The organism is Ruegeria sp. CDSA034, from assembly GCF_059612275.1.
In genome coordinates this window covers 146,427-168,681 of record NZ_JBXWQH010000007.1, presented here as the reverse complement: position 1 = coordinate 168,681, position 22,255 = coordinate 146,427, and the positions used below count along the sequence as shown (strand labels likewise).

Annotated in this window: 15 protein-coding genes and 1 tRNA gene; 10 read left to right on the top strand and 6 right to left on the bottom strand. The window is 56.0% G+C overall.

Going from position 1 to position 22,255, the window contains the following annotated elements:
• Positions 1 to 313: 313 nt before the first annotated feature.
• Entirely contained in the window at positions 314 to 2,293 is a 1,980-nt protein-coding gene (locus AC2FLJ_RS13650) for a bifunctional 2',3'-cyclic-nucleotide 2'-phosphodiesterase/3'-nucleotidase (RefSeq protein WP_496697903.1), read from the top strand.
• A gap of 102 nt (positions 2,294 to 2,395) precedes the next feature.
• On the opposite strand, the gene AC2FLJ_RS13645 is transcribed toward AC2FLJ_RS13650, so the two are convergent.
• The 5 genes from AC2FLJ_RS13645 to AC2FLJ_RS13625 form a co-directional block, all read right to left on the bottom strand.
• A complete protein-coding gene (locus AC2FLJ_RS13645; RefSeq protein ID WP_058272136.1) occupies positions 2,396 to 3,505 on the bottom strand; it encodes an AI-2E family transporter in 1,110 nt (369 codons plus the stop codon).
• A gap of 6 nt (positions 3,506 to 3,511) precedes the next feature.
• On the bottom strand, positions 3,512 to 4,315 hold the full coding sequence (locus AC2FLJ_RS13640; RefSeq protein WP_496697905.1) for a TIGR03084 family metal-binding protein: 804 nt from the start codon (positions 4,313 to 4,315) through the stop codon (positions 3,512 to 3,514).
• An 88-nt stretch (positions 4,316 to 4,403) separates the two neighbouring features.
• Positions 4,404 to 6,377, bottom strand: coding sequence for an acetyl/propionyl/methylcrotonyl-CoA carboxylase subunit alpha (locus AC2FLJ_RS13635; protein WP_496706272.1), 1,974 nt, complete (start codon positions 6,375 to 6,377; stop codon positions 4,404 to 4,406).
• A 55-nt stretch (positions 6,378 to 6,432) separates the two neighbouring features.
• Positions 6,433 to 8,052 carry an acyl-CoA carboxylase subunit beta gene (locus AC2FLJ_RS13630; protein ID WP_496706270.1) on the bottom strand — a complete coding sequence of 540 codons (1,620 nt, stop codon included), beginning with the start codon at positions 8,050 to 8,052 and terminating at the stop codon, positions 6,433 to 6,435.
• Entirely contained in the window at positions 8,052 to 9,836 is a 1,785-nt protein-coding gene (locus tag AC2FLJ_RS13625; protein WP_496706268.1) for an acyclic terpene utilization AtuA family protein, read from the bottom strand. Before AC2FLJ_RS13625 ends, AC2FLJ_RS13630 begins: the two co-directional genes overlap by 1 nt.
• A gap of 125 nt (positions 9,837 to 9,961) precedes the next feature.
• Here AC2FLJ_RS13625 and AC2FLJ_RS13620 point away from each other — a divergent pair, with 125 nt between their 5' ends.
• Together AC2FLJ_RS13620 and AC2FLJ_RS13615 are read left to right on the top strand one after the other, a co-directional pair.
• Positions 9,962 to 10,585 carry a TetR/AcrR family transcriptional regulator gene (locus AC2FLJ_RS13620; protein WP_496706266.1) on the top strand — a complete coding sequence of 208 codons (624 nt, stop codon included), beginning with the start codon at positions 9,962 to 9,964 and terminating at the stop codon, positions 10,583 to 10,585.
• A complete protein-coding gene (locus AC2FLJ_RS13615) occupies positions 10,582 to 11,739 on the top strand; it encodes an acyl-CoA dehydrogenase family protein (protein ID WP_496706264.1) in 1,158 nt (385 codons plus the stop codon). The genes AC2FLJ_RS13620 and AC2FLJ_RS13615 overlap by 4 nt, the downstream gene beginning before the upstream one ends.
• Before the next feature lie 578 nt (positions 11,740 to 12,317).
• Here AC2FLJ_RS13615 and AC2FLJ_RS13610 read toward each other — a convergent pair.
• Positions 12,318 to 12,402, bottom strand: a tRNA-Leu gene (locus tag AC2FLJ_RS13610).
• Positions 12,403 to 13,188: 786 nt separating this feature from the next.
• Between AC2FLJ_RS13610 and AC2FLJ_RS13605 the strand changes: the two genes are divergently transcribed.
• From AC2FLJ_RS13605 to AC2FLJ_RS13575, 7 genes are all read left to right on the top strand, one after another.
• Positions 13,189 to 13,584 (top strand): hypothetical protein, encoded by a 396-nt coding sequence (locus tag AC2FLJ_RS13605; RefSeq protein WP_496706320.1) that lies wholly within the window; start codon positions 13,189 to 13,191, stop codon positions 13,582 to 13,584.
• Positions 13,585 to 13,586: 2 nt separating this feature from the next.
• Positions 13,587 to 15,599 carry a dynamin family protein gene (locus AC2FLJ_RS13600; RefSeq protein ID WP_496706262.1) on the top strand — a complete coding sequence of 671 codons (2,013 nt, stop codon included), beginning with the start codon at positions 13,587 to 13,589 and terminating at the stop codon, positions 15,597 to 15,599.
• An 8-nt stretch (positions 15,600 to 15,607) separates the two neighbouring features.
• Positions 15,608 to 17,326, top strand: a complete 1,719-nt coding sequence (locus AC2FLJ_RS13595; RefSeq protein WP_496706260.1) for a dynamin family protein — start codon at positions 15,608 to 15,610, stop codon at positions 17,324 to 17,326.
• A gap of 32 nt (positions 17,327 to 17,358) precedes the next feature.
• On the top strand, positions 17,359 to 17,760 hold the full coding sequence (locus AC2FLJ_RS13590; RefSeq protein ID WP_282152009.1) for a hypothetical protein: 402 nt from the start codon (positions 17,359 to 17,361) through the stop codon (positions 17,758 to 17,760).
• A 23-nt stretch (positions 17,761 to 17,783) separates the two neighbouring features.
• A complete protein-coding gene (locus AC2FLJ_RS13585) occupies positions 17,784 to 18,644 on the top strand; it encodes a hypothetical protein (RefSeq protein WP_496706258.1) in 861 nt (286 codons plus the stop codon).
• 66 nt (positions 18,645 to 18,710) lie between these two features.
• Positions 18,711 to 20,753, top strand: coding sequence for a dynamin family protein (locus tag AC2FLJ_RS13580; protein ID WP_496697920.1), 2,043 nt, complete (start codon positions 18,711 to 18,713; stop codon positions 20,751 to 20,753).
• Positions 20,750 to 22,036, top strand: coding sequence for a dynamin family protein (locus AC2FLJ_RS13575; RefSeq protein WP_108859664.1), 1,287 nt, complete (start codon positions 20,750 to 20,752; stop codon positions 22,034 to 22,036). The genes AC2FLJ_RS13580 and AC2FLJ_RS13575 overlap by 4 nt, the downstream gene beginning before the upstream one ends.
• Positions 22,037 to 22,255: the final 219 nt, after the last annotated feature.

The following is a 22,255-nucleotide window of genomic DNA, read 5'->3' as shown; positions in this document are numbered from 1 at the left end:
CCATCTGCGTCACTCAGGCGGAAAAAACGCGGATGCTTGCAATGGTCCGCTGTGCCAACGCCGCATTAGCAAACGATGCGGAACATTCTATCCCAATGCCGCTGTCGCTATTTCCGCAATATGCACCGCGCGATAATCAACCGTCTCAAATCGACACATGTTGCCATGATTGGGTAAGCAGATCACAATGGGCATCAGTACCAAACATTCCCGCATGCGCCGCGCCGCTGCAAACGCTTTGGATACCAGTGTCACACGGTTGTTTTGTAAGTCATGCAGAAGGCGCGTTAGCCAACATATTGAAAGGTTCCGAATGACCTCCTCCAGCCATTTTTCGATGTCTCGCCGCCAGTTCCTTGCCACAACTACGGCCAGCGCCGCCGCAATCACCCTACACCCGTTTTCGGCCGCTGCTGCCGACAATCAGGCGCATCTTCGGATCATGGAAACCACCGATATCCATGTGCATGTCTTCCCTTATGATTACTACGCAGACAAGCCGCGCGATACGGTAGGCCTGTCGCGCACCGCATCGATCATCAATGACATTCGGTCAGAGGCAACCAACTCGTTGCTGGTGGACAATGGCGACTTTTTGCAGGGCAACCCGATGGGCGATTACATCGCCTATGAGCGTGGTATGAAAGAAGGCGACAGCCATCCGATCATCGCCGCATTCAACACCGTGGGCTATGACGCCGCTACTTTGGGCAACCACGAGTTCAATTACGGTTTGGATTTTCTGGAAAAGTCACTCGCCGGGGCGGATTTCCCGGTCGTTTTGGCCAATATTGCCAAGGAACAAGGCGCGGGGCCACGCGACGATAAGACCTTGGTCAAGCCTTACGCCATTCTCGACCGCGAGATTGAAATGGGCGACGGCAGCAAGCATCCAATCAAGGTCGGCGTCATTGGCTTTACCCCACCTCAAATCATGAATTGGGACCGCAAGCACCTGGAAGGCAACGTTCAGGCCCGCGACATTGTTGAAACGGCGCAAGCCTATGTGCCAGAAATGCAAGAGCAAGGCTGCGACCTGATCATCGCCCTTTCTCATTCGGGCATCGGTGAGGCAGATCACGCCGACGGCATGGAGAACGCCTCGGTCGTGCTGGCCGGCGTCGATGGCATCGACGCGCTGGTCACGGGCCACAATCATCTGGTCTTCCCCTCGCCTACTTTCGCGGATCGCCCGGGTATCGACGTCGAAAAAGGCACGCTTATGGGTAAACCAGCGGTCATGGGCGGTTTCTGGGGTTCGCATCTGGGTCTGCTGGACCTGCTGCTGGAACGCGACGGGAATGAATGGCGCGTTGTAACAACGACGTCCGAGGCGCGCCCGATCTCAAAGCGCAACGAAGATCGCTCAATCACCGCGCTGGTTGGCGACGACCAGACCGTGCTGGATTCGGTCGCCAAAGATCACGACGAAACACTGGCTTATGTGCGCCGCGCCGTTGGGAAGACGTCCGCGCCTTTGCACAGCTACTTCGCACTCGTCGCGGATGATCCGTCGGTGCAAATCGTGTCGATCGCACAAAAATGGTATGTCGAAGAGATGATGAAGGGCACCGAGCACGAAGGGCTGCCCATCCTATCAGCCGCCGCTCCGTTCAAGGCCGGTGGCCGTGGTGGGCCAGAGTATTATACCGACGTTCCAGTGGGCGATGTGGCTATCAAAAACGTGGCTGACCTGTATCTCTATCCGAACACCGTGCGGGCGGTCCGCGTGAACGGGGCACAGGTTCGAGGCTGGCTGGAGCGTTCGGCAGGCATGTTCAATCAGGTTGAGCCGGGCTCGGCCGACGCAATCCTGCTGAATCCAGAGTTCCCATCCTATAATTTTGATGTAATGGACGGCGTGACCTATGAGATCGACCTGTCCCAGCCCTCGCGATTTGGACCAAAAGGCGAAGAAGTGAACCCAGACGCGGCGCGGATTGTGAACCTGTCCTTCAACGGCACGCCGGTTACGGATGACATGGAATTCATCATCGCCACTAACAATTACCGCGCGTCTGGCGGCGGGTCTTTCCCGGGCGCATTGGGCGACACGGTTGTCTTCGAGGCCCCCGATACCAACCGCGACGTCATCGTTCGCTACATTGTCGAGCAGGGCACAATTGATCCAAAAGCGGACGCCAACTGGTCCTTCGCCCCGCTCGCAGATACCACGGTGCTTTTCGAAACCGGCCCCAAAGCGCGCGACTATATGAGCGATGTCAAAGGAGTGGTGATCGAAGACGCAGGCGAAGGCGCCGATGGTTTTGCCGCGTTCCGCATTAAACTTTAAACGTCAAAGATTTTAAGCCGGCTGCCACCCCGACTAATGGGTGGCGGTCGCGCACCGAAGATGGCGAATTTTTTAAACACTTAAAACCGGGCTTTGGAGCAATCAGTCAAGTTCGCCGCTTTCTGACATCAAAATCGCCAGCGGTCGCGTGGAATGGATTTGCGACAAGATAATCATCACCACGGCGGTCAACGGTATCGCCAATATGGTGCCTGCCAGACCCCACATCGCGGTCCAGATCGTCAGTGAAAACAGCACCATAAATCCACTCAGGTTCACCGAGTTTCCAACAAGTCGTGGTTCAAGGAAATTTCCTACAAACAGCTGAGCGGCCATAAGCGCGATCAGTGCGACCCCGGCATGCCAGATGCCGCCGAATTGCACAAGGCTCAGCATGACGGGAAACAGAACACCCACGATTGAACCCAGATATGGGATATAGTTCAAAAGTCCGATCAATATAGCCCAGAACATTGCGAACTCGATCCCAAGCAACAACATGATCACATAGGAGATCACAGCCAGAATGACGTTGATCAGGGTCTTTGCACTTAGGTAGCTGCCAATCTTCTGGTTGATCTGGGCGACGATTTGCAGCGACCGGTCAGCTGTTTCGGCATCACCCAACGCCTTTCTAACTTTTTCCGGCATGTCATCCAGATCGGACAGGATGAACACAATATAAAGGATTGTCATCAACATGACCGTCCCGAAACCCTGCACTGTGGAAAGCGTCCCCTGCACAAACCCCAAAATATCGAACTTGCCAGCAATCGTCTGCTCGATCGTGGACCAATCTGGCAGTTTTTTGACGCCCAACATCGCCATTGCCGAGTCAATCAGCGCTTTTAAGTTGGTTTGGTAACGCGGGATATTCTGGGCGACCGCTTGCGCGTTTGCCTCAAGAAAGACCCCTATCAGAACCAACGTTAGAAATATGGCAAGCAGCGCAAGTAAACGGCGCCCGCGGCGTGGAATGTGGCGCAACCCCGGAACACGGCCGATTGTCGAGGCGGTCGAGTCCAGAATGTATATACCGATTATGCCCAAAAGCACCGGAAGAAGGATACTTTTGCCCAGCACCAGCAGCCAGCCGATGACAACAGCGACGATCAGGCCAGATGCAAGTTTTGTCACATTAAACAGCAGCATATCTTCGCTTTCGGTCGGACGGGTGGTTCCTTTTGTGCCGGGTTCAAGGCTTACATTCAACTTCTTTCACGCGATCTGCGCGCCCCGAGCGCGGTGACGGCTGCCCGGTGCAGGGGGCGTTTCGCGACCACCGGCAAAACACTGCGCGATTGACATCCATTCGGCAGCAACCGGCCCCTCCACCTTCAGCGATGTATCCGCGATGTTGCGGGTTTGGGCTGAGACCTGTGCAAACTCTACCGCAGGGCCTGTTATCCGATTGTCCCCCCGTTCACCGAACTCCCACAAGGCTCCAGATGGCGCGGTCAGTTCAAGCCGCGGCATCGCCTCGGGCACAGGTTTGCCGTTGACCTGATAGGCCCAGCCAAACGTGTTCACACCCAGAATGACGATGTTCTTGACCCGGTCATGTTCGACGCGCTCGACACCAAGAACGTCAAAAACCTCTTGCCCATGTGCCCAAGTCTCCATCTGACGGGCCGTAATTGATGAGCGTACAGACATATCCGGACCGGCCCATTTCACCCGGCGCTTGGGATCGAGATCGGCCCAACGTGTACCAATATCTGTATAAAGTGTCCGCCAGGAATCGCGCAGCTCGTTCCCACGCAGCAGGATCGCTTCGTTCTCGGCTGCGCGCAGCCCTTCGGCCTTGGCTTTGACAAGCAATGCCCCAATGCGCGCAGTGAACGCGTCGGGGTCCTGAAGCGACAGATCTGCCATCTGGTTCCAATAGTGCAGATGCACCAGAACATCGTTCAGCGTCCACCCCTTGAACTGAGTTGGAATTTCCCATTGATCGCCCGAAATACCGTCCAGAATGGCAAACAATGCCTCGCTTTCTTGCAGAAAATCCGTTGCCTGTTGCACTGCTTGTTCCCTCGATTTTGTGTTTGCCTATTCGATGTCCCCGGATGAAGTGTCTGAGCGGCGGCGGTCGACACACACCCAAATCCGTCTATGTTTCGTCAATCTCGATCATCACATCCCCCGCGCTCAGCTGTTGCCCGACCTCAACGTGGACAGAGGTGATGACGCCTGCGACGGCAGCGGTGATCTGGTGTTGCATCTTCATGGCTTCGAGAACGGCCAGACAGTCCCCTTTGGAAACGCTTTGACCGGGTCTTGCCGCCACCTCGACCAGGGCACCCGGCATGGGGGCGGTGACGCGACCGCTAGCGATAGTTCCCGCATCCAATGCACCGGGACGCAGGCGTCGAAACGTCAGGCGCTCGGCGCCGATGGCGATCTGGGCTGTGTTGCTGGTTATGTGTGCGGTGGCGTCGACGGTGTTGTCATTTATGCGTGCCCGGACCTTCCCGCTGCTGCGCTTGATGAACGAGACATCATACGCGTTGCCCTCAACCCATACCGTCCATCTATCGGGGCGGGCGAGCGCGCGCGTTTGTATCTCTTCGTCACCATAGGCAAGCGTCACGGCGAACGGCGGTAACGCCGCGCTGGACCAACCCAACTGTTCGGCGGATACATAGCCCGCCGCCGCCCTTGCGCGGGCCTGATCCGCATCCAACAACAGCGCAACCGCCAAGGCGATGTCCGGCGCAGTTACCCGGTACGCAGGAAAGCCCCGGGGGTAGGTCCGATCCAGAAATGTTGTCGTTGCATCGCCGGCAATGAAATCTCTGTGCTGCAGCACATCTGCAAGAAACCGCGAATTTGTCACCGTTCCCAGCAAAATAGTTTCACGCACAGCCTTGATCAGCCGCGCACGTGCCGTTTCGCGGGTTGGACCGTGCGCGATGATCTTTGCAAGCATGGCGTCATAGAAAGGCGATACCTCTTGTCCCTGCTGAATGCCTGAATCAACACGCACTCCGGGTCCAGTCGCAGCCTGCCAGAAATCAATTGGACCGGTTACCGGCAGGTATCCATTAGCAGGGTCTTCGGCGTAAAGCCGCGCCTCGATGGCATGGCCGTTCATGGTGACGTCTTCCTGAGAGATTGGAAGGGCGTCACCCTGCGCGACAGCGATCTGTAGCGCCACTAGGTCGAGGCCAGTGACCATCTCGGTCACAGGATGCTCAACCTGCAGTCGGGTGTTCATTTCAAGGAAATAGAACACGCCGGACGGTTCCAAAAGAAACTCCACGGTTCCGGCGCCGCGATAGCTCACCGCACGGGCCGCCTCAATCGCCACAGCCCCCATTTTTGCGCGCAACTCTGTCGTCATGACCGGGCTTGGGGCTTCTTCGATGACTTTTTGGTGGCGACGCTGAACCGAGCATTCCCTTTCGCCCAGATGAATTACGTTTCCGCACCCATCGGCAAAAATCTGAAATTCGATATGGCGCGCATCACCGATCGCTTTCTCAAGGATCAGTTCGCCGGATCCAAAAGCGTTCTCGGCCTCGGATCTGGCAAGCGCGATCGCCTCAGAAAGAGTGTCGGCGGATTGGACCACGCGCATTCCGCGTCCACCGCCACCAGCTGCTGCTTTGACCATGATGGGAAAACCGATTTTGCTCGCTTCAGCGACCAGTACGGAACCCGATTGATCATCGCCTTCATACCCTGGAACGCAGGGAACGCCCGCGCCAATCATAAGGCGTTTGGCGACGGCCTTGTCGCCCATCAGCCGGATCGCTTCGGGATCGGGTCCGATAAAAGTCAAACCCGCGGCCTCGACTGCCGCCGCAAAACCCGCATTTTCGGACAAAAACCCATAGCCCGGGTGGATCGCCCCTGCCCCAGTTTCCTGAGCCGCAGCAATGATTTTTTCTACGTTCAGATAGCTGGCACCAATCGGCCCTTCACCGATCCAGACCGCCTCATCAGCAAGTTCGACATGGGGTGCCCGAGCGTCAGCGCTTGAATAAATGGCCACTGTGCGCAGGCCAAGCGACCGGGCGGTTCGCATGATACGCGCGGCGATTTCCCCACGATTGGCAACGAGAAGCGTGTCGAATGTCATGCCTCAGCCTCTGCTATCTGTCTTGGATGTGGACTTGATGAGTAGTGCAGCATGGTCAAAACCTGTGCACCCCGTACGAGCTGGGTTTGACCGTTCGCGCGCGACCCTCAAGGCAGGTTTCAAGGCAAAAGCCCAGCACACGTCGCGTGTCGCGGGGGTCTATGACGCCATGATCGATACACCGGCCCGAGGTGTAAAATGCATTCTCCTGTCGTGTGAAATGTGCTGTGATAGCTGCCTTTTGTGCTGCCAGTTTGGCTTCGTCGGGGTCGATCCCTTTGCGTTTAAGCCCTGCGCGCGCAACCAGTTCCATCGTCCCGGCGGCTTGCTCACCTCCCATCACGCCCGTTGCCGCATTGGGCCAGGCGAACAGGAAGTCCGGGTCATAGGCGTAGCCGCACATCCCGTAATTGCCGGCCCCGAAACTTGCCCCGACATAGAGCGTGATCTTGGGCACATCGACCGACGTAACGGCCTGGATCATCTTGGCCCCATGTTTGATCATGCCGCTTTGTTCATATAGGGTGCCGACCATGAACCCTGTGATATTATTGAGAAAGATAAGGGGAATATCGGCCTGACCACATAACTGTATAAATTGTGCGGCTTTGTTTGCGCCTGCAGGGTCCAGTGGCCCGTTGTTTCCAAGAATACCCACTGCGATACCATTGATTGCGGCCTGCAAACAGACAGTCGCCGAGCCATAGTCGGGTTTGAAATCCTCAAAGTCCGAGCCATCCACAATGCGGGCCACGACCTCGCGGACGTCATAGGGAACGCGATAATCGGTTGGAACAATGCCTGCGATCTCATCCACATCACAATTCGGTGGCTGCACTTCTTTGCTGCGACGCACAGGCAAGGATTTGTTCCAATCCAGCCGGGCCATCACGTTCCGCGCCATTTCGATACCGTGCGCATCATCCTCGGCCAGATAGTCGACCAGCCCGGATGTGGTGGCATGCATCTCGGACCCGCCCAGATCACGGTCATTGGCCTTTTCGCCCGTCGCCGCGTGAACCAAGGCGGCACCGGCCAAGGCGGCCATGCCGTTGTTCTTCACGCCAACGACATAGTCTGCAAGGCCGGGCATATAGGCCCCGCCGGCGGTTGACGGGCCGTGCAGCACTGCAATGTTGGGCAGTCCTGCGGCCGAATGGCGGGCCAGATTGCGGAACAGTTTGCCGCCATTGGCCCAGAATTCGACCTTGTATTCCATCAGGTTTGCACCGGCGCTTTCGACAAGATGCACAAAAGGCAGGTTCTGTTTCAATGCCATGTCTTGCGCGCTCAGGAAGGCCGCAGCTGACATCTCGACCATCGCGCCGGCCTTAATCCCTGAATCGTCGACGATGATCATGCAGCGCACGCCCGAGATGAAGCCGATGCCGATGACCAATGACGCGCCCGGAACCGATTGATCAGGATCGCATGTATCGACGCAGTAGCCCGCCAACCCGTGCAGTTGCAAAAAAGGCATTCCGGGATCCAACAGTTGGGCCAAACGGTCACGGGGTGTGATCTGCCCCCGGGCCTCCATCCGTTCGCGCCGTTTCTCTGACAGGGCGACAGGACGCGCTTCAAGCGCGCGCATCTCGTCGACAAGAGCCAGCATATCGCCCCGGTTCTTGGCAAAGCTGTCAGAATCGCGGACGACTTTACTGACAAAACCCATCAGCTTTCTCCTCGCTCGGGATATGAGGATAACTCTGCAGGAATCCTGATCGGTGTGGCCAGCAATATCTGGGCATAACTCTTGCCTTGCGCGTCGTTGCGCAACGAGGCTACGCCACCGCCACCCAGCGCATTTTGCAGCAGAATGTTCATGGAATGCGTTCCTGGAAGATAGAACCGTTCGACCCTGCCAGATAGGTGGTTAGAAAAAACATCTGCCAGCGTCGCTTCGGTCAGCGCCGCCCAAATGTAGGGCAAAAAGTTAGCATGACGTGCAATGACCCCAATGTTTGCGGCGTCGCCTTTGTCTCCAGATCTAGCCCAGGCCAAATCTTCCAAGGGGCATGTGATCCACTCGGTCACCTTTTCATCGGCTATTTCCGGGGCTTTTGCCGGGACAGGTTCCGGGTCTTGTGGGGACGTTTTCGGCGGATTGTATGCGATATCGTCCCCATCCATCGTTACGCAATAGGTCAGCGTGTTGTTTGGCACCAAGAAGGAAAACAGGGCAACGACTGGCGAGGGTTTTGGACGCCCTCCTCCGGTAAAGATGTGCAACCCCGGCGGTGCGGCCAGTGCGCACCCGGTCATTTCACGCAGGAATACGCCAACCGCGCGAGGGTCATCGTGTTTCACGGCTACCTTGAACGAGATCTCTTCGTAATCGCCGTCGCCAGGCCGACCTCCGAAGGTTTCAAACGACACCTCGCGATAGTCGGAAGCACCGATCTGGTGCAGGACAGCGCGCGCGCGATCCAACCCCGCTTGCGCAAAAGCCTTCGCCTTTTGTCGTGCCTCACGCCCGTTGATCAGAATCGTCATGCCCGCGCGATAGCCATCCCCCCAGGTGGCGGACACTTTGAGCTGCCCTGTCGGCGCGCGGCCTTTTGCACCCGAAACGGTTACATGGTCTGGCTCGGATTGCTCAATCCTGACATTGGAAAAGTCGCAAATCACGTCAGGCAGAATATAGGACTGCGGGTCGCCGATCTCATACAGCATCTGCTCGCAGACCGAAGCCGGGATCACACATCCCGTCGTGCCCTGCGGCTTGGTCAGGACCAGCCCGCCATCGGCGTTTACCTCGACAATTGGATAGCCGATCTTGGCGATGTCGCCTGCCAATTTCCAGTCCGTGAAATTCCCGCCAGTGGCTTGGGGGCCACATTCCAGAAGATGCCCCGCAAGCGACCCGGCAGCTAGCAAGTCGTGGTCTTTGGGCCGCCATCCAAAATGATACATGCACGCCGCCAGAGTCAGAGCGCTGTCGACGCAGCGGCCCGTGACGACGATATCAGCACCGCCGTGCAGCGCCGCCAATATCGGCCCAGCCCCAATATAAGCATTCACCGAGGCGATCTTTTCGGTCGGTGGCATCGGCGCACCGGAAAACATCTCAGTCCGATCGACAAACTCAGCAACACGTGGCAGCAGGTCGTCGCCTTCGACCACTGCGACTTTCACGTTCAATCCCAATTCAGCAGATTTGCGACGCAAAGCAACAGCACAGGCCACTGGGTTGACCCCACCCGCATTTGACAACACCTTGACGCCCTGCTCGGCGATCTGGGTTAAATTGTTGGCTATAACGTCAGAGACGAAATCCACCGCATATCCCTTTTGGGGGTCTTTAAGGCGGGCGCGGGCCATGATCGACATGGTGATTTCGGCCAGGTAGTCGTAGACCAGAAAGTCAATCTTTGGGGCCCGCAGCAATTGCTGTGTCGCATGAGGGGCATCCCCCCAAAAACCACTTGCTCCTCCGATCCGCAGAGAATGTGTCACGCCACGTCTCTCCCGCTTGGGAACGATCTGCAGTTTACAGACCAACTGTTCTGTTTTTATGATCCACTGACTGCCTTGGTCAACGAAGATTTACCACTGCGACGCGACGGAAGATGATAGATAAGATGCCAAAGAAATCCTCGGTCCAGGATCAAAGGTCCCGGGATATGCAGGTCAAAATCTGCAATGCGACGGTCACCTGTCTGGATCAGCTCGGGCATGCCGAGACTACTTTTGCCAAGGTGCAGGCCAAGGCGGGCATTTCACGCGGGGCAATTACGCATCACTTCCCCACGAAACAGGCCCTGGTCGCAGCTACCGCGATGCGACTGCTGGGCAATGCGCAAAACCCGCTCTGGCCACATAATCGCGCCCCTCAGCCCGTCTATGATCTGATTATGTCCGCCTGGGCCAATATCGTAAATTCCGCAGGCGGACGTGCCATAGTCGAGATTCTGGTTGCTTGCCGAACCGACCCAGCACTGTTCGGAATGCTTGAACAGAGCCTAAGAGAATGGGACAAATCGAACCTGAGCCTGATCTCAGCCCGGTATGTCAGCGCAACAGGCAACCGTGACGACACTGAATTGTTGTGGAGCATCGCCCGGAATTTCCTGCGTGGTTTGTTGTTGCATGAGAAATTTGTTTCGTCGCCAGAATACCTTACGCAGATGATGGATCGCTTTGCTCGCATGATGGAAAGCCAGCTTCAGGTATTGCCCGAAAATGACGTCGAGGAGGTCGAATGACCCTGCCATCCCCTTTCATGACCCCTGAACGCGAAGCTTTCCGCGGGAATTTCCAGCGGTTTGTCGATGCCGAAATCAAACCTAATATTGAGCAATGGGAGGCGGATCGCAACGTCCCATGGGAACTGCATGCAGCAATTGCTGAGTTCGGAGTATATGGCTTTGGGATCGATGAGGAATATGGCGGCCTGGGTTTCGACAACGCCTTTATGCGCCATGATTATAGTGAAATCCTGTTTGGCTGTGGGGCATCTGGTATCGGAGCCGCCGTAGGGGGACGCACGATTTCAATCAGCCCAATTGCGAAATTCGCTTCCGAGGAGTTCAAACAGAAAGTGCTGCCCGAGATCATCTCGGGGCGCATGATGTCGGCCCTTGGGATCACCGAACCGGGCGCAGGGTCAGACGTTGCCAATATTCAAACAAGGGCCGAGTGCAAAGGCGGCAAATGGATTCTGAACGGGGTAAAGACCTATATCACTGGGGGGATGGATGCCGAATGGTTTGTGGTTGGTGCCCGCACTGGCGGCCCAGGATTGACCGGCATTTCGTTGTTCTTGGTCCCTCATGACGCGCCCGGATTCAACCGTACACCTTTGGGTGGCAAGATGGGCTGGCACAGTTCACAGCAAGCGACGCTGCATTTAGATGATTGCGAGCTGGATTCTACTGCGCTGTTGGGGCCTGAGAACAGGGGCTTCATCGCAATCATGAACAATTTCAACTTTGAACGGCTCGGCCTGACATCCGCTTCGTTGGGAATGATGAAACTATGCTACGATAGTGCGCTGGACTGGGCACGGGAACGCGAGACATTCGGCAAGCGACTGGTCGAACATCAGGTCATTGGCCACAAATTTGCAGAAATGTCCGCCCGGATTGATATGAATGAGGCATATATCGAGCGGATCTGCTGGGCGATCGAGCAGGGCCTGATGCCTGTCGCCGAAATTGCCAAAGCCAAAGTTCAGGCCACGACGTCGCTGCAATTTGTTGCTTCCGAGGCGATGCAGATCTTTGGCGGTGCCGCGTACATGCTGGGTAACCCTGTCGAGCGTGCCTGGCGCGAAATCAAAATAATGGCAATTGGCGGCGGATCCGAAGAGATATTGCGCGATCTGGCCGTGCGCCAGATGGGATTGGCCGGGCAATAGCGGCGACGTTACGGGTCCGCATGCGCGTACTATGAACGTGAAGAGGTCGCCGACAGGCCAGCCTTAGACAAATCCTTTTCCTGGCAATTGTCCGTAAATGATCAATGCACAATTGCGCCATCATTTATGACAATCTAAGTTGCGCCAAACTCAACACGCGAGGGAATTATGGATATTTGGTTCTATGTGGGGCTTGGCTTGTTGATATGGGCTATCAGAGATTTGGTATTTGGTTCGACCTACTTGTGGGAACGGGTTACCCGTGCCGAAAATCCGGGAACCTACTGGGTTTGTGTTTTGGTTTGGCTTGTCGTTGCGTTGGCTATTTTGGCCACGTCCCCAACGACCTACTACCTGTTCTCCTGACAACACGTTCCGAAAAGAAGGCCATGCAACCCGCCGTTCCTAGACATGGAGACCGGTGTTTTCACTATGGATGCAGTCACCTTATCGTTCGCTTCGCGAACGCACCCGACTGTTCGGGTGTCAAAATCCAGTCGGCTGTCCAGTATAGAACTTTATCGATTGCCTGAAAGCCCGCAAAGGCGATCCGGAATGGAAAATTCTCTAGAACGATATGGTGCGGGTGGAGGGACTTGAACCCCCACGCCTTGCGGCGCCAGAACCTAAATCTGGTGCGTCTACCAATTTCGCCACACCCGCAACCCAAGCACTCAGTGCCAGAATGTCGGCGTGAATAGCAAAGCTTGCTGCGGAGTGCGAGAGGTAAAATTGAGTTGTGCACAAGATTATTGATGACATCGGCGGAACATGCTTCTGAACTGACCGCCGTGCACATATGATGTGTGCTGGACGCCGCTGCCAAGCAGGATGCGGGTTATTCTCATAAGTTGCTGTTCGCGACAGGAAAGCAGTCTGATTATTGGCGTTTTCCGAGCAGATAAAAAAGATTCCCAGGTCAAAATTTTTCAATTTCATTGTTTTGCATTTAGCAACATTCAGGTCCTTTTGGTGATAATTTGAAAACTATCTAACGTTGAGTAAGGTACCTCTCATTTAAGATTCTGCAATGGTGAGAATCCAAAGACAATTCCAACAAACACAAATTTTACAGACGTCCTCTGCGTAAATTATGTTGGGCTGGGTTCAAAAGAGATGGCTAATTTTCTTTTATTAACAATTTACTAAATCCGACCTCAAAAGTATCGCACATTTGCGCCGTTGCAAGTTTTGTCCTCTTGAATGCTGCAAACGGCAAATGGCGCTGTCTACATCGATGCCGAAAATACGCTCGTAAGTTGTGGTTGAAAAATACCACCGACCACAATTGCGACACAATTCAAACGCCAAAAAATCTTATTCGCGTCAAAATAAGACCGCCTTGAAAGCCGCTTATAGGCATAAGGAGTTAATGAGTCTTTTTTGCCTTCGGGCGCTGTACGAGTTTTTTCGCTCAACTCCAGTACAAGGGTCTGAAACGTGACCAATATGATGAACTCCGCTGCTGCCGAGCAAGAAGCCGTTGGTCTTGCGCGTGAAAGTTTTCTTGGCGAACTCAAATCCCTGAACCGCGACCATCCAAACACCGGGTTTGGCGTCTCGTTGCGCACACGCTCGGGGCGGCAATACTTGCTTGCAAACTCGCGTATGCCGCTGCCCGAAACCAAATCCGAGGGTTTTCCGACCGGGCGTCGTCTTGCCCGCCTTGAAAATAGCGAGCGCTTCAGCTCGATCGAAGTTTTGGCGGATTGCCACACCTTCGAGTCGATTTCGCCGGGCGCCGAAGCCGCTATCCTGGGCAATGCGCTGAATCTGATCGCCCGAATCGACACCATGACCAGCACGCCAACAGACACGTTGGCCGCGACAGGAACCGGAGGCTGAACATGGCGCGCAACGACCATCTTTTGTCAGTTGGTAATGAGGCACTGACGCCCATGACGTCAGCGATGAACTCGCTGACCGCACAGATTGATCAATTGACAGAGGTGGCGGATGCACGTTCGTCCGCACGTCTTGCCACGCTCAAGACGCGGATGGAGAATTTCTCGGCCAGCGTTACAATGGTCGGGCAGGTCAAGGCTGGTAAGTCCTCGATCGTGAACATCCTGGCCGGGCGCCCTGCCCTGCTTCCATCGGATGTAAACCCGTGGACATCGGTGGTGACCACGTTGAACATCAACACCCGCACCGAAGGCGACAAACGCGCCAAGTTTACCTTCTTTGAACAAGAAGAATGGGACAATCTGATGGTCGGCGGCGGCCGCCTGGGTGAGTTGGCAAACCGCGCCGGTGCCGATGATGAGATGGATGACATTCGCCGCCAGATCGGCGAGATGAAGGCTAAATCCGAATCCAGATTGGGCCAGCATTTCGACCTAATTCTGGGGCAGAGCCATCAATATGATTACTTCGACGAAGAGCTGATCCAGCGCTATGTCTGTCTTGGTGACGAAGATGACCCGGACATCAACCCCAAAACGGGGCGGTTCGCCGATGTGACGAAGTCGGCAGAGCTGTATATGGACATCCCGCAATACCCGATTGCGCTCAAACTGTGCGACACGCCGGGTGTCAACGATACCTTTATGGTCCGCGAACAGATCACCCTGCGCAGCTTGCGCGGATCTGAGGTCTGCGTTGTTGTTCTGGCTGCCAGCCAGGCGCTGACGACAATGGACATGGCGCTGATGCGGATTATCGCCCAGTTCGAGAACCGGCAGATCATCCTGTTTGTGAACCGGATTGACGAATTGGCTGATCCGGTCAATCAGGTCCCCGAAATCCGCGACCGCATTCAGGATACACTCAAACAGAACAATATCGACGCCAACACCAGCGTTGTGTTCGGCAGCGCCCTGTGGGCCGAGGCTGCGTTGACGGGCAACCCCGAGATTCTTTCCGATGAATCCCGCGAGGCGTTGAACACGTTCTATCTGGCCGCCGGTTTTGGCGATCAGGCACCCTCGCTCGACAAGATTTGGGCACTGTCCGGCTTGCCCGATTTGCTGTTGGCAATGAACGAGCGCATCGCCGAAGGCGCAGGCACCCGTTTGCTGGATCGCGTCCGCCACCGCGCCCGCAATATCGCCAGTCAAATCCGCGCCACGGCCGTTGCCAAGACCCTTTCCGGCGGCGAAGGTCTTGTGCGTGATCTGGATGGTGTGTCGCCAGAGGAAGCGATTGCCACACTCTCGGATCAATACGAAAAGAAAGCGGCCGAACTGACCGCATCCTTGCGTTCGAAGGTGTTGGAGAGACTGAATTCAGCGGAAACCAACTTTGTCAAACGTGCAACGGATTCGCTGATAGCCCACCTTGAGTTGAACGGCGAACAAGGCACATGGCAGTATGACCCAGCGGGTCTGCGCACCTTGCAAAAGGCCGCATATTTCAGCTTTGCGCGGTCGATGCGCAAAGAAGCAGGTGCGCTGTACAATACGGCGGCCGCAGACATTGAGACGTTGTATCAGAAGATACTTGGCAACCACCTAGGTGAGTTCAGTATCGAAGCACCCATTGTTCCACGTGTCCCACCCCCACTCGGTATTGGGCGAACAATCGCATTGGACTTGCAAAGCACCTGGTGGCGTCGCTGGTGGCAGCGCCGCAAAGGGTTCGAAGCTTATGCAGCCGACTATACGCGCCTGATCGCGTCCGAGGCTAATTCGATCACCAAGGATATCGAGGAAAATCAGGTTGCAGCCGTGTTGGAAAACGTGCGGGCGATCCTGTCGGATTTCATGCGCGAGCAGAAAGAGACGTTGCTTAGCATTTCGGCTTCGGCCGAGGGTGATCCAAGCCGCAACGCAGCTCTGATGGCAGGACTGGCACCACAGAAATCGCGTGACGATATTCTGGGCGACATCCTGAAAGATCTTAGTAACGAGGCAGCATAAGTAGCGATATGGCAAAAGACTCACAAACCCGTTTCGTCTCGCCCAAGGCATGGGAACGCATTGAGCAGTGGTCCCGCCGCAAGCCGATCTTTGCGCTTATGGGAGAGTTCAGCGCCGGCAAATCCACGCTGATCAACTTTCTGCTTCGGTCGCACACGCTGCCGACTCAGGTGACTGCCACGCAGTTGCCGCCCGTCTGGTTCAGCTGGGGCCAGAAATCTGCGTATGTGCAGCGCCATGACGGCACACGCGAAAACATCGAATTGGATGCGTTGGAGTCTGTCGGCGTCAATGACGCCCAGTTCGTGCGTATTTTCCTTGAGTCCGACATTCTCGAGGCGGTCGATTTGATCGATACGCCCGGCATCTCGGACCCCAAGATTTCAACTGATGTCTGGCGTCGCGCCGTGGGTCAGGCCAATGGGGTGCTGTGGTGCACACACGCTACCCAGGCCTGGCGCGAGACCGAACGGGCGACATGGGTCGCGCTGCCGGAGCGGTTGCAACACAACTCGCTGTTGTTGGTCACCCGCGCGGATACACTGGGCGCGAAGGACCGCCAGAAGGTGTTGCGCCGGGTCAACCGCGAGGCAGGTCATCTGTTCAATCGGTCGATTTTGTTCTCGGCCCGCGATGCGATTACCGCACGTGACAAGAGCGGTGATGCCGAACTGTGGGGACGCAGTGGCGGCGGCAAGATGGTGGACAGCTTTCTTGAGATCACCGAACAGATCATGGACAACCGGGCAGACATGCTGGCGCGTTACCAGATCGACAACAGCCTTGCTCATATGCCCAGTGTGCAACCTGTCCGACCACGCAAACCCGCCGAGAGCCCAGAGCAGCCTGCGCCGCTAAAGCTGGTCGATCCCGTTCAGGACGAAAATCTGCAGGACGAAGTCGTAACGAGCTTTCCGGTCCGTCCTGCCCGGGTCGAGGCACGCTCAGGCGACACTGAACGCGCACCCCGCATTGACGCGGATGAGGCCGAACGGTTGCGGGCTGAAATGACCGCTATCCCGGAAGAGACCACACCTGAAACCGATCAGGACGAATTGCGCTCTTTTTTCCGGGAAACGCCCAGTCAGCCTCTGAATTTGGCCGATGTTGCCGAGATCCCTTCGGAAGAAAACGCGTTTCTTGACCTGGATGACGAGGATTTCGACGAAGAAGAGACCTTGGAACTGGAAGCCGAGGGTGAAGGCGAGGCAAATCAGTCTGACACCGCCTCCGATGGTCAGGATCACCTGTTGGCGTCGATCGAGGATAAGCTGGCTGACCAAGCTGAAGATGCTGTATCTGAAAACCCAGAAGCAGACGCACAACGCGCTGACACATCTGTGTCGTCAATCGTTGCATTGCTCGCCGAGCAATCGGATGGTGCAGCCGATGAGTTCGAACTGGAACCCGAAACCAACGGCCTGATCGAAACACAGGTCGTGCCTATGTCAAACGGAACGCCCGAGACAGGGACCGAGGCTGAATCCTTAGAGAAATTGCTGAATGCGGACGCCGGATCAACACTCAGCGCATCGGCGATGTGGCGCGAGATCACCGCTGGTGAGGATCTTCCCGAAGACCCGGAAGGCCTGAAAAAGGTTTTTGCGGCCTTCCTGGAAGAGTTCGACAAGATCGCCGCTGAACACGGCGCCCGCGACGCTAAAAAAGACGTTTCAACGCTTCCGAAAGCCGGGAACAAGGGCGGGGCTGAATGGCATGTTTTATAACGTGAAACCAAGGTAGAAGGACGGGAAGCCCGATGTCTATCGAAGCCGCACTGAAATCTGCGATGAAAACGATACCCGACTGCGTCGCAGCCGGGTATGTCGACATGGAAACAGGGATGTTATTGGGGACCAGTGTCCGCGATCAAGAGGACGCCGAAGTGCTGGACAGTCTCGCGCTTGCAGTGGCGAACCTGTTTCAGGGCGGCGGCGTGGGTGCTTTTGAAGCATTGCTGCGGAAATCGGGTAATGCTGATACCGAAAATCCGGGATTTGGGGAAATCGCGGTGTTTTCAAAGGATCGGTTGAACATTTTCTTGCGGACGCAGGCCTATCCGGATCATGTGGTCTGCTACATCTGTCGCAACAGCGCGAATGTAGGGTTGGCACTGACAAAATCGCATCTCAGTCTGGGGCCCGTCGCGGCCGCAGTTTAGACGGGACCAGAGGGGGTCACGGCATGATGGATACAAACATACTCGATTTGCTCGAGGGCATTGGGCGATCATCGGTTGCCCGGCTGGAGCCAGCCGTCGCGCTTGCTGGTGACACTGCGCTTGAGCGCCGCGAAAAAGTATTGCAGTCCATCCGTGGCACTGTTTTGCCGCGCCGGTTAGAGTTTACAGCTGCCAATGGCGATTGTCTCGCGATCGAGGTCAACAGCTCTCGGGTTACTGATGTCTTTCGTGTCCGATCCGGCGTTGCGCCTGATTTTGAGACCGAAGGACGCGATACGCTGGCGGGTCAATTGGCGCAACTGGTAACCGATATTGCTGCCGCGCCTGCACCGCTTAGCCTGATATCATTGCGGCCGGACGCCACGCTGGAAGCGGACGATGTCGGAATCACTTTTAGCGAAATCGCTAGTGCTTGCACGATGATCGAATTGCCAGCTGAACCCGTCATAGCGGTCGTTCCGGACACTGCCGAACCCGCAATTAATGTGGAACTAACAGACGAAGCCAGCGATTTGGCCAACCAGTTCTATTACGGCAGCCAACGTTTGGCCGTTGGTCGCATCCAGATCAAAGCCGAAGACGGGGAAGTGGTTCAGACTGACGGCGACTGTAGTAAAGATCAGCCATTTCATGCAGATCAAACTTTGCTGGCGCAGTTCGCGCGTGACCTGTCGGGCTGGGATGATGACGCGGCCGCTGCGCTGGATCATCCGCAACTGATCGTCATGCGTCCGTCCGGCGGTAAAGGTTCTGGTTTGGCCGTCCTGAATGACGGCAAGGAATTCTCCATGGTCGTTCACGAGGCGCGAAAGCTAGGCGCCATTGTGAATCTGTGGACATCTCTGACGGAGCGTTCCGAATGATAGCGCCCGTAATATTCAATTTTTCGACTAATTCAATCTGTGATTGCAAGTACCCAGGGTAACAGTATGAGTGAAAATAACCGTCGTGAGTTAATTCGAATCGCCGAAGACATGAACGGGGTCAGCAACGACGAGACCCGCCAGTTTATTTCGCGCATTGTAGGCGATCTTTCAAATCTGAAACCGTCAATTGCATTTGTCGGGCAGATCAAGGCTGGCAAGTCCCGCCTAATCAACGGGTTTACGGGACAGGCCGAATACCTGCCCTCGGATGTTAATCCGTGGACGACCGTGATCACCGACATGCATTTCGGTCACCCCTCGGGTCGGACCCAAGGGGCCGAATTTCATTTCTTCGATAACCGCCAGTGGCAGGCGCTGATCGCCGAGGGCGAAGAGCTGCGCAACATGTTCCCCGACGACGAGGACAGCTATAAGCGCGAGATGATCGAAGAGCAGGTCGACGCGATGAAAACCCGCGCCCAACTGCGATTAGGCGACAGCTATGAGCAGTTGCTGGGTCAGCATCACGATCTGGAACATCTGAACTCGGACGATCTGGCCCGTTATGTTTGTGCAGGTGACGATCCGACCGACAGCGAAGAATACGACCCCGGTTCAGATCGGGGACTGTACAGTGACATCACGCGCAAGGCCGAGGTCTACTTTGACATTGGCCATTTTCCGTTCCCGCTGACGGTCACGGATACGCCCGGCGTCAACGACCCGCTGCTGATCCGCGAAGAAATCTCGCGCCAATACCTCAAGGAATCCGATTTCTTTGTTGTTGTATTGTCCGCACATCAGGCGCTGTCCCGTGCGGATCTTAAGTTGTTCCGCCTGATGCAGGCGCTGGAACTGGGGCAGATCGTCGTCTTCATCAATCGCGTGGACGAACTGGGCGGCGGCGCTGAAGACGCTGGAAAAGTCCGGACGGACGTGTTGGATGGCCTGGAAAAAGCCCTGGGCAACTCGGACATTGATGTTCTGATGGGCAGCGCCCAATGGGCCCATTATGCCTTGACTGGTGACGATACCGGCGTGAACCACGATCACGTTCTGGCTTGGCTGCGCGCCCACCCCGAGCAGATGAAGCAATATCTGGACGGTGTAGAAGAGATCAAACAGGGCCCCGGCCCAATCAGCCGTGAGGGCGTTTTGCGCTTTGCCGCAATGATCGCCTCTGGTCTACCCGATCTGCGCCGCCACGTTACGCACGCCTTGACCCAAGGGCCCCGTGACGAACAGCTCAAGATGGCCTGGCAGCACCTTAACAGTTTTGCGCAAGGTGAGCTGGAACGGTCTAAGGCCCATCTGCGCGTAATTGACGACGAAAACTCCGCCGACATTACCGACGGCGACGAAAACGACAAAACATTGGCCGAGCTGCGCTCGCTGGTTTCGCAAAAAACCACACAGATCATTGACGATATGGATGATGTGTTGGCCAATCTTCGCGGCGTCATGGATGACACTGTATCCGAAGCCGTCTCCGCCGTTGTCCGCGGACCGAATGGCGATTCCCCTTTGTTGGCCAAGGGCGGTGACACTGAATTGAACTTTTCGCCGCTGCGGGATCGCATGCGCGAGCTGGTTCAGGGTGCAACACAGGTGGTGCGGCAGCGAATGCTCAGCGAACTTTACGCCGTCGACATGAACAGCAATGCCGCGCTTCGCGCCCTGCCCGGCTGGCAGGACCCGGCCGATAGTCGGATGAACACCAGTGCGGTTCGGTGGTTCCGTCCGGATACCACTGCACTGACCCGGGGCATCACCGTGGAATTGCGCGTCAGCTGGTTGTCCCGGCTGATTTCGCGCAAAAGTGTGGTCGCTCGGGCCGAGCGGATGATCGTTCAGGAATTCGAAATGATCGGGGACGATCTGGTGGACACGGCGCGCGCCGATCTGCTTGAGCGTCTGAACACCGTTCTTGACCATTATATGGCATTGTTGGCCGGACATCTTGAACAACGGGTCGGAACCGGCCAAACCAATGTTCGTGCAGAAGCACAGGCAGCATTCGATCAGGCGCAACGTGTCGCAGATGATCTGGATGCGGTATTCGGCGGCAATAGCGCGGACAAGAAATTAGCAGAGGCTGCGGAATGATTGAATTTCCCGGAACCGAACAGGAAGTACGCAAGCTTGAACGCTTCCTGACCGCCACCGAAAACCTGCCGTCAGAGGCCGGTCTGGACAAGATGCGCGAGCGCGCCTTGTTCCATGCCGAACGGCTTTCGAATGCGGTCAATATCGGTTTTGCCGGGGAATTCGGGGCCGGGAAATCCAGCCTCGCAAACATGCTGGCCGGGGCGGACATTCTGCCAACGGGTCCGCAGCATCTGAAACTGCCATTGGTCATCGTGGCCTATGCGGACGCACCGGAAACCACGGTTGGCTGGTGGGACAAAGAGCCCAAAGTCTATTCCGGCATTGCGCTGGAAAAAGCCGCAGCTGATAACCCTGATTTTATCTCGGTTGGGTTGAATACCCCTGCCCTGCAAGAGATCTCATTATTCGATCTGCCGGGAACCGGCGCCCTGGATGACACCTACAAGTCCACTCTGGACCTATTGTCCTATGTCGATTGTGCCATCTGGTGCACGAACGGAACCAATGCCTGGCGTGAGACTGAGCGCCACCTGTGGGCACAAGTTCCGCAAGAGTTGCGCTCGAACAGTTTGCTGGCCGTAACCCACGCGGATCTCCCCCCGGTTCGGGACGCGCTGGACCGTGTTCTGCACCGGTTGGAAAAAGAAAAAGGTAAATTCTTCCGGTCTGTCGTGCCCATTGGCACACCGGTCGCCGTCAAGGCTATGGCGCAAGAACCCGAGCCTGATTTTGATCTGTGGGAGACCTGTGGCGGTCAAAATCTGGCCGAACAGGTCCTGCAAGTCGCATCCGAGCGGCGTTTGAAGGATTTGGAAGCTGCCCAAAATGACATCGAGCAGGAGTTTCTTCCGTTTCTGGCCAGCCTGAACATCGCAGAAGCTGAACCAGCGCAGGTCGAAGCGCCCTCAATTCATGCGACGCTGGAATCCGCCCTTCCCCCGCTTGAAAACCCGATCCTTGAAGACTGGCTGGCGGCAATTGCCAGCATCTATGACGACTTGCGCGAGACATCGGATATTGAACCCGCCGCATTCCTGAACAGTTGTCAGGAAATCGTCGAAGATTTTGCAGAGCGTCTGGAGCAAGGGGGCGAAATCGCCACTGAAGCCGACTGGATTCCCGGTGAGTTTGAAAAGGCCACTGATCTTCTTTTGCTGCTGCAATTCGAAAGCGGTGACGCGCCACTGAAGGATGCAATCAGCATCCTCGCCCAGCTCAGCGATAACCTCGCCTGGGCCGGCAGCCGCGTCGATTCCGTTCAGGCAAAAACCGGAACCTGACGCCTACCCGTTTTAATTGAGCCGCAATGCAGCGATTCGAAGCCCTCAGAATCGCGCGTTTATTGTTTCGGATTTAGTGACCAATCCGCAAAAAACAGGCACTCAGTCCGCAAGTATTGCCGCTAGAAAATCAACATTTAGATTTTCGTATGGGAAAGAGCACGATATATAGATTTTCTTTGCGCTGGGTTCTTAGTGAAGCCATCGGGCGGCCCCAAT

What these genes read in the sequence shown, in the direction of transcription:
- AC2FLJ_RS13615 (WP_496706264.1), top strand. Translation starts at nt 10,582, where the DNA reads ATGACCCTGCCATCCCCTTTCATGACCCCTGAACGCGAAGCTTTCCGC.
- AC2FLJ_RS13635 (WP_496706272.1), bottom strand. Translation starts at nt 6,377, where the DNA reads ATGACATTCGACACGCTTCTCGTTGCCAATCGTGGGGAAATCGCCGCG.
- AC2FLJ_RS13580 (WP_496697920.1), top strand. Translation starts at nt 18,711, where the DNA reads ATGAGTGAAAATAACCGTCGTGAGTTAATTCGAATCGCCGAAGACATG.
- AC2FLJ_RS13575 (WP_108859664.1), top strand. Translation starts at nt 20,750, where the DNA reads ATGATTGAATTTCCCGGAACCGAACAGGAAGTACGCAAGCTTGAACGC.
- AC2FLJ_RS13590 (WP_282152009.1), top strand. Translation starts at nt 17,359, where the DNA reads ATGTCTATCGAAGCCGCACTGAAATCTGCGATGAAAACGATACCCGAC.
- AC2FLJ_RS13585 (WP_496706258.1), top strand. Translation starts at nt 17,784, where the DNA reads ATGATGGATACAAACATACTCGATTTGCTCGAGGGCATTGGGCGATCA.
- AC2FLJ_RS13605 (WP_496706320.1), top strand. Translation starts at nt 13,189, where the DNA reads ATGATGAACTCCGCTGCTGCCGAGCAAGAAGCCGTTGGTCTTGCGCGT.
- AC2FLJ_RS13620 (WP_496706266.1), top strand. Translation starts at nt 9,962, where the DNA reads ATGCCAAAGAAATCCTCGGTCCAGGATCAAAGGTCCCGGGATATGCAG.
- AC2FLJ_RS13595 (WP_496706260.1), top strand. Translation starts at nt 15,608, where the DNA reads ATGGCAAAAGACTCACAAACCCGTTTCGTCTCGCCCAAGGCATGGGAA.
- AC2FLJ_RS13600 (WP_496706262.1), top strand. Translation starts at nt 13,587, where the DNA reads ATGGCGCGCAACGACCATCTTTTGTCAGTTGGTAATGAGGCACTGACG.
- AC2FLJ_RS13650 (WP_496697903.1), top strand. Translation starts at nt 314, where the DNA reads ATGACCTCCTCCAGCCATTTTTCGATGTCTCGCCGCCAGTTCCTTGCC.
- AC2FLJ_RS13630 (WP_496706270.1), bottom strand. Translation starts at nt 8,052, where the DNA reads ATGGGTTTTGTCAGTAAAGTCGTCCGCGATTCTGACAGCTTTGCCAAG.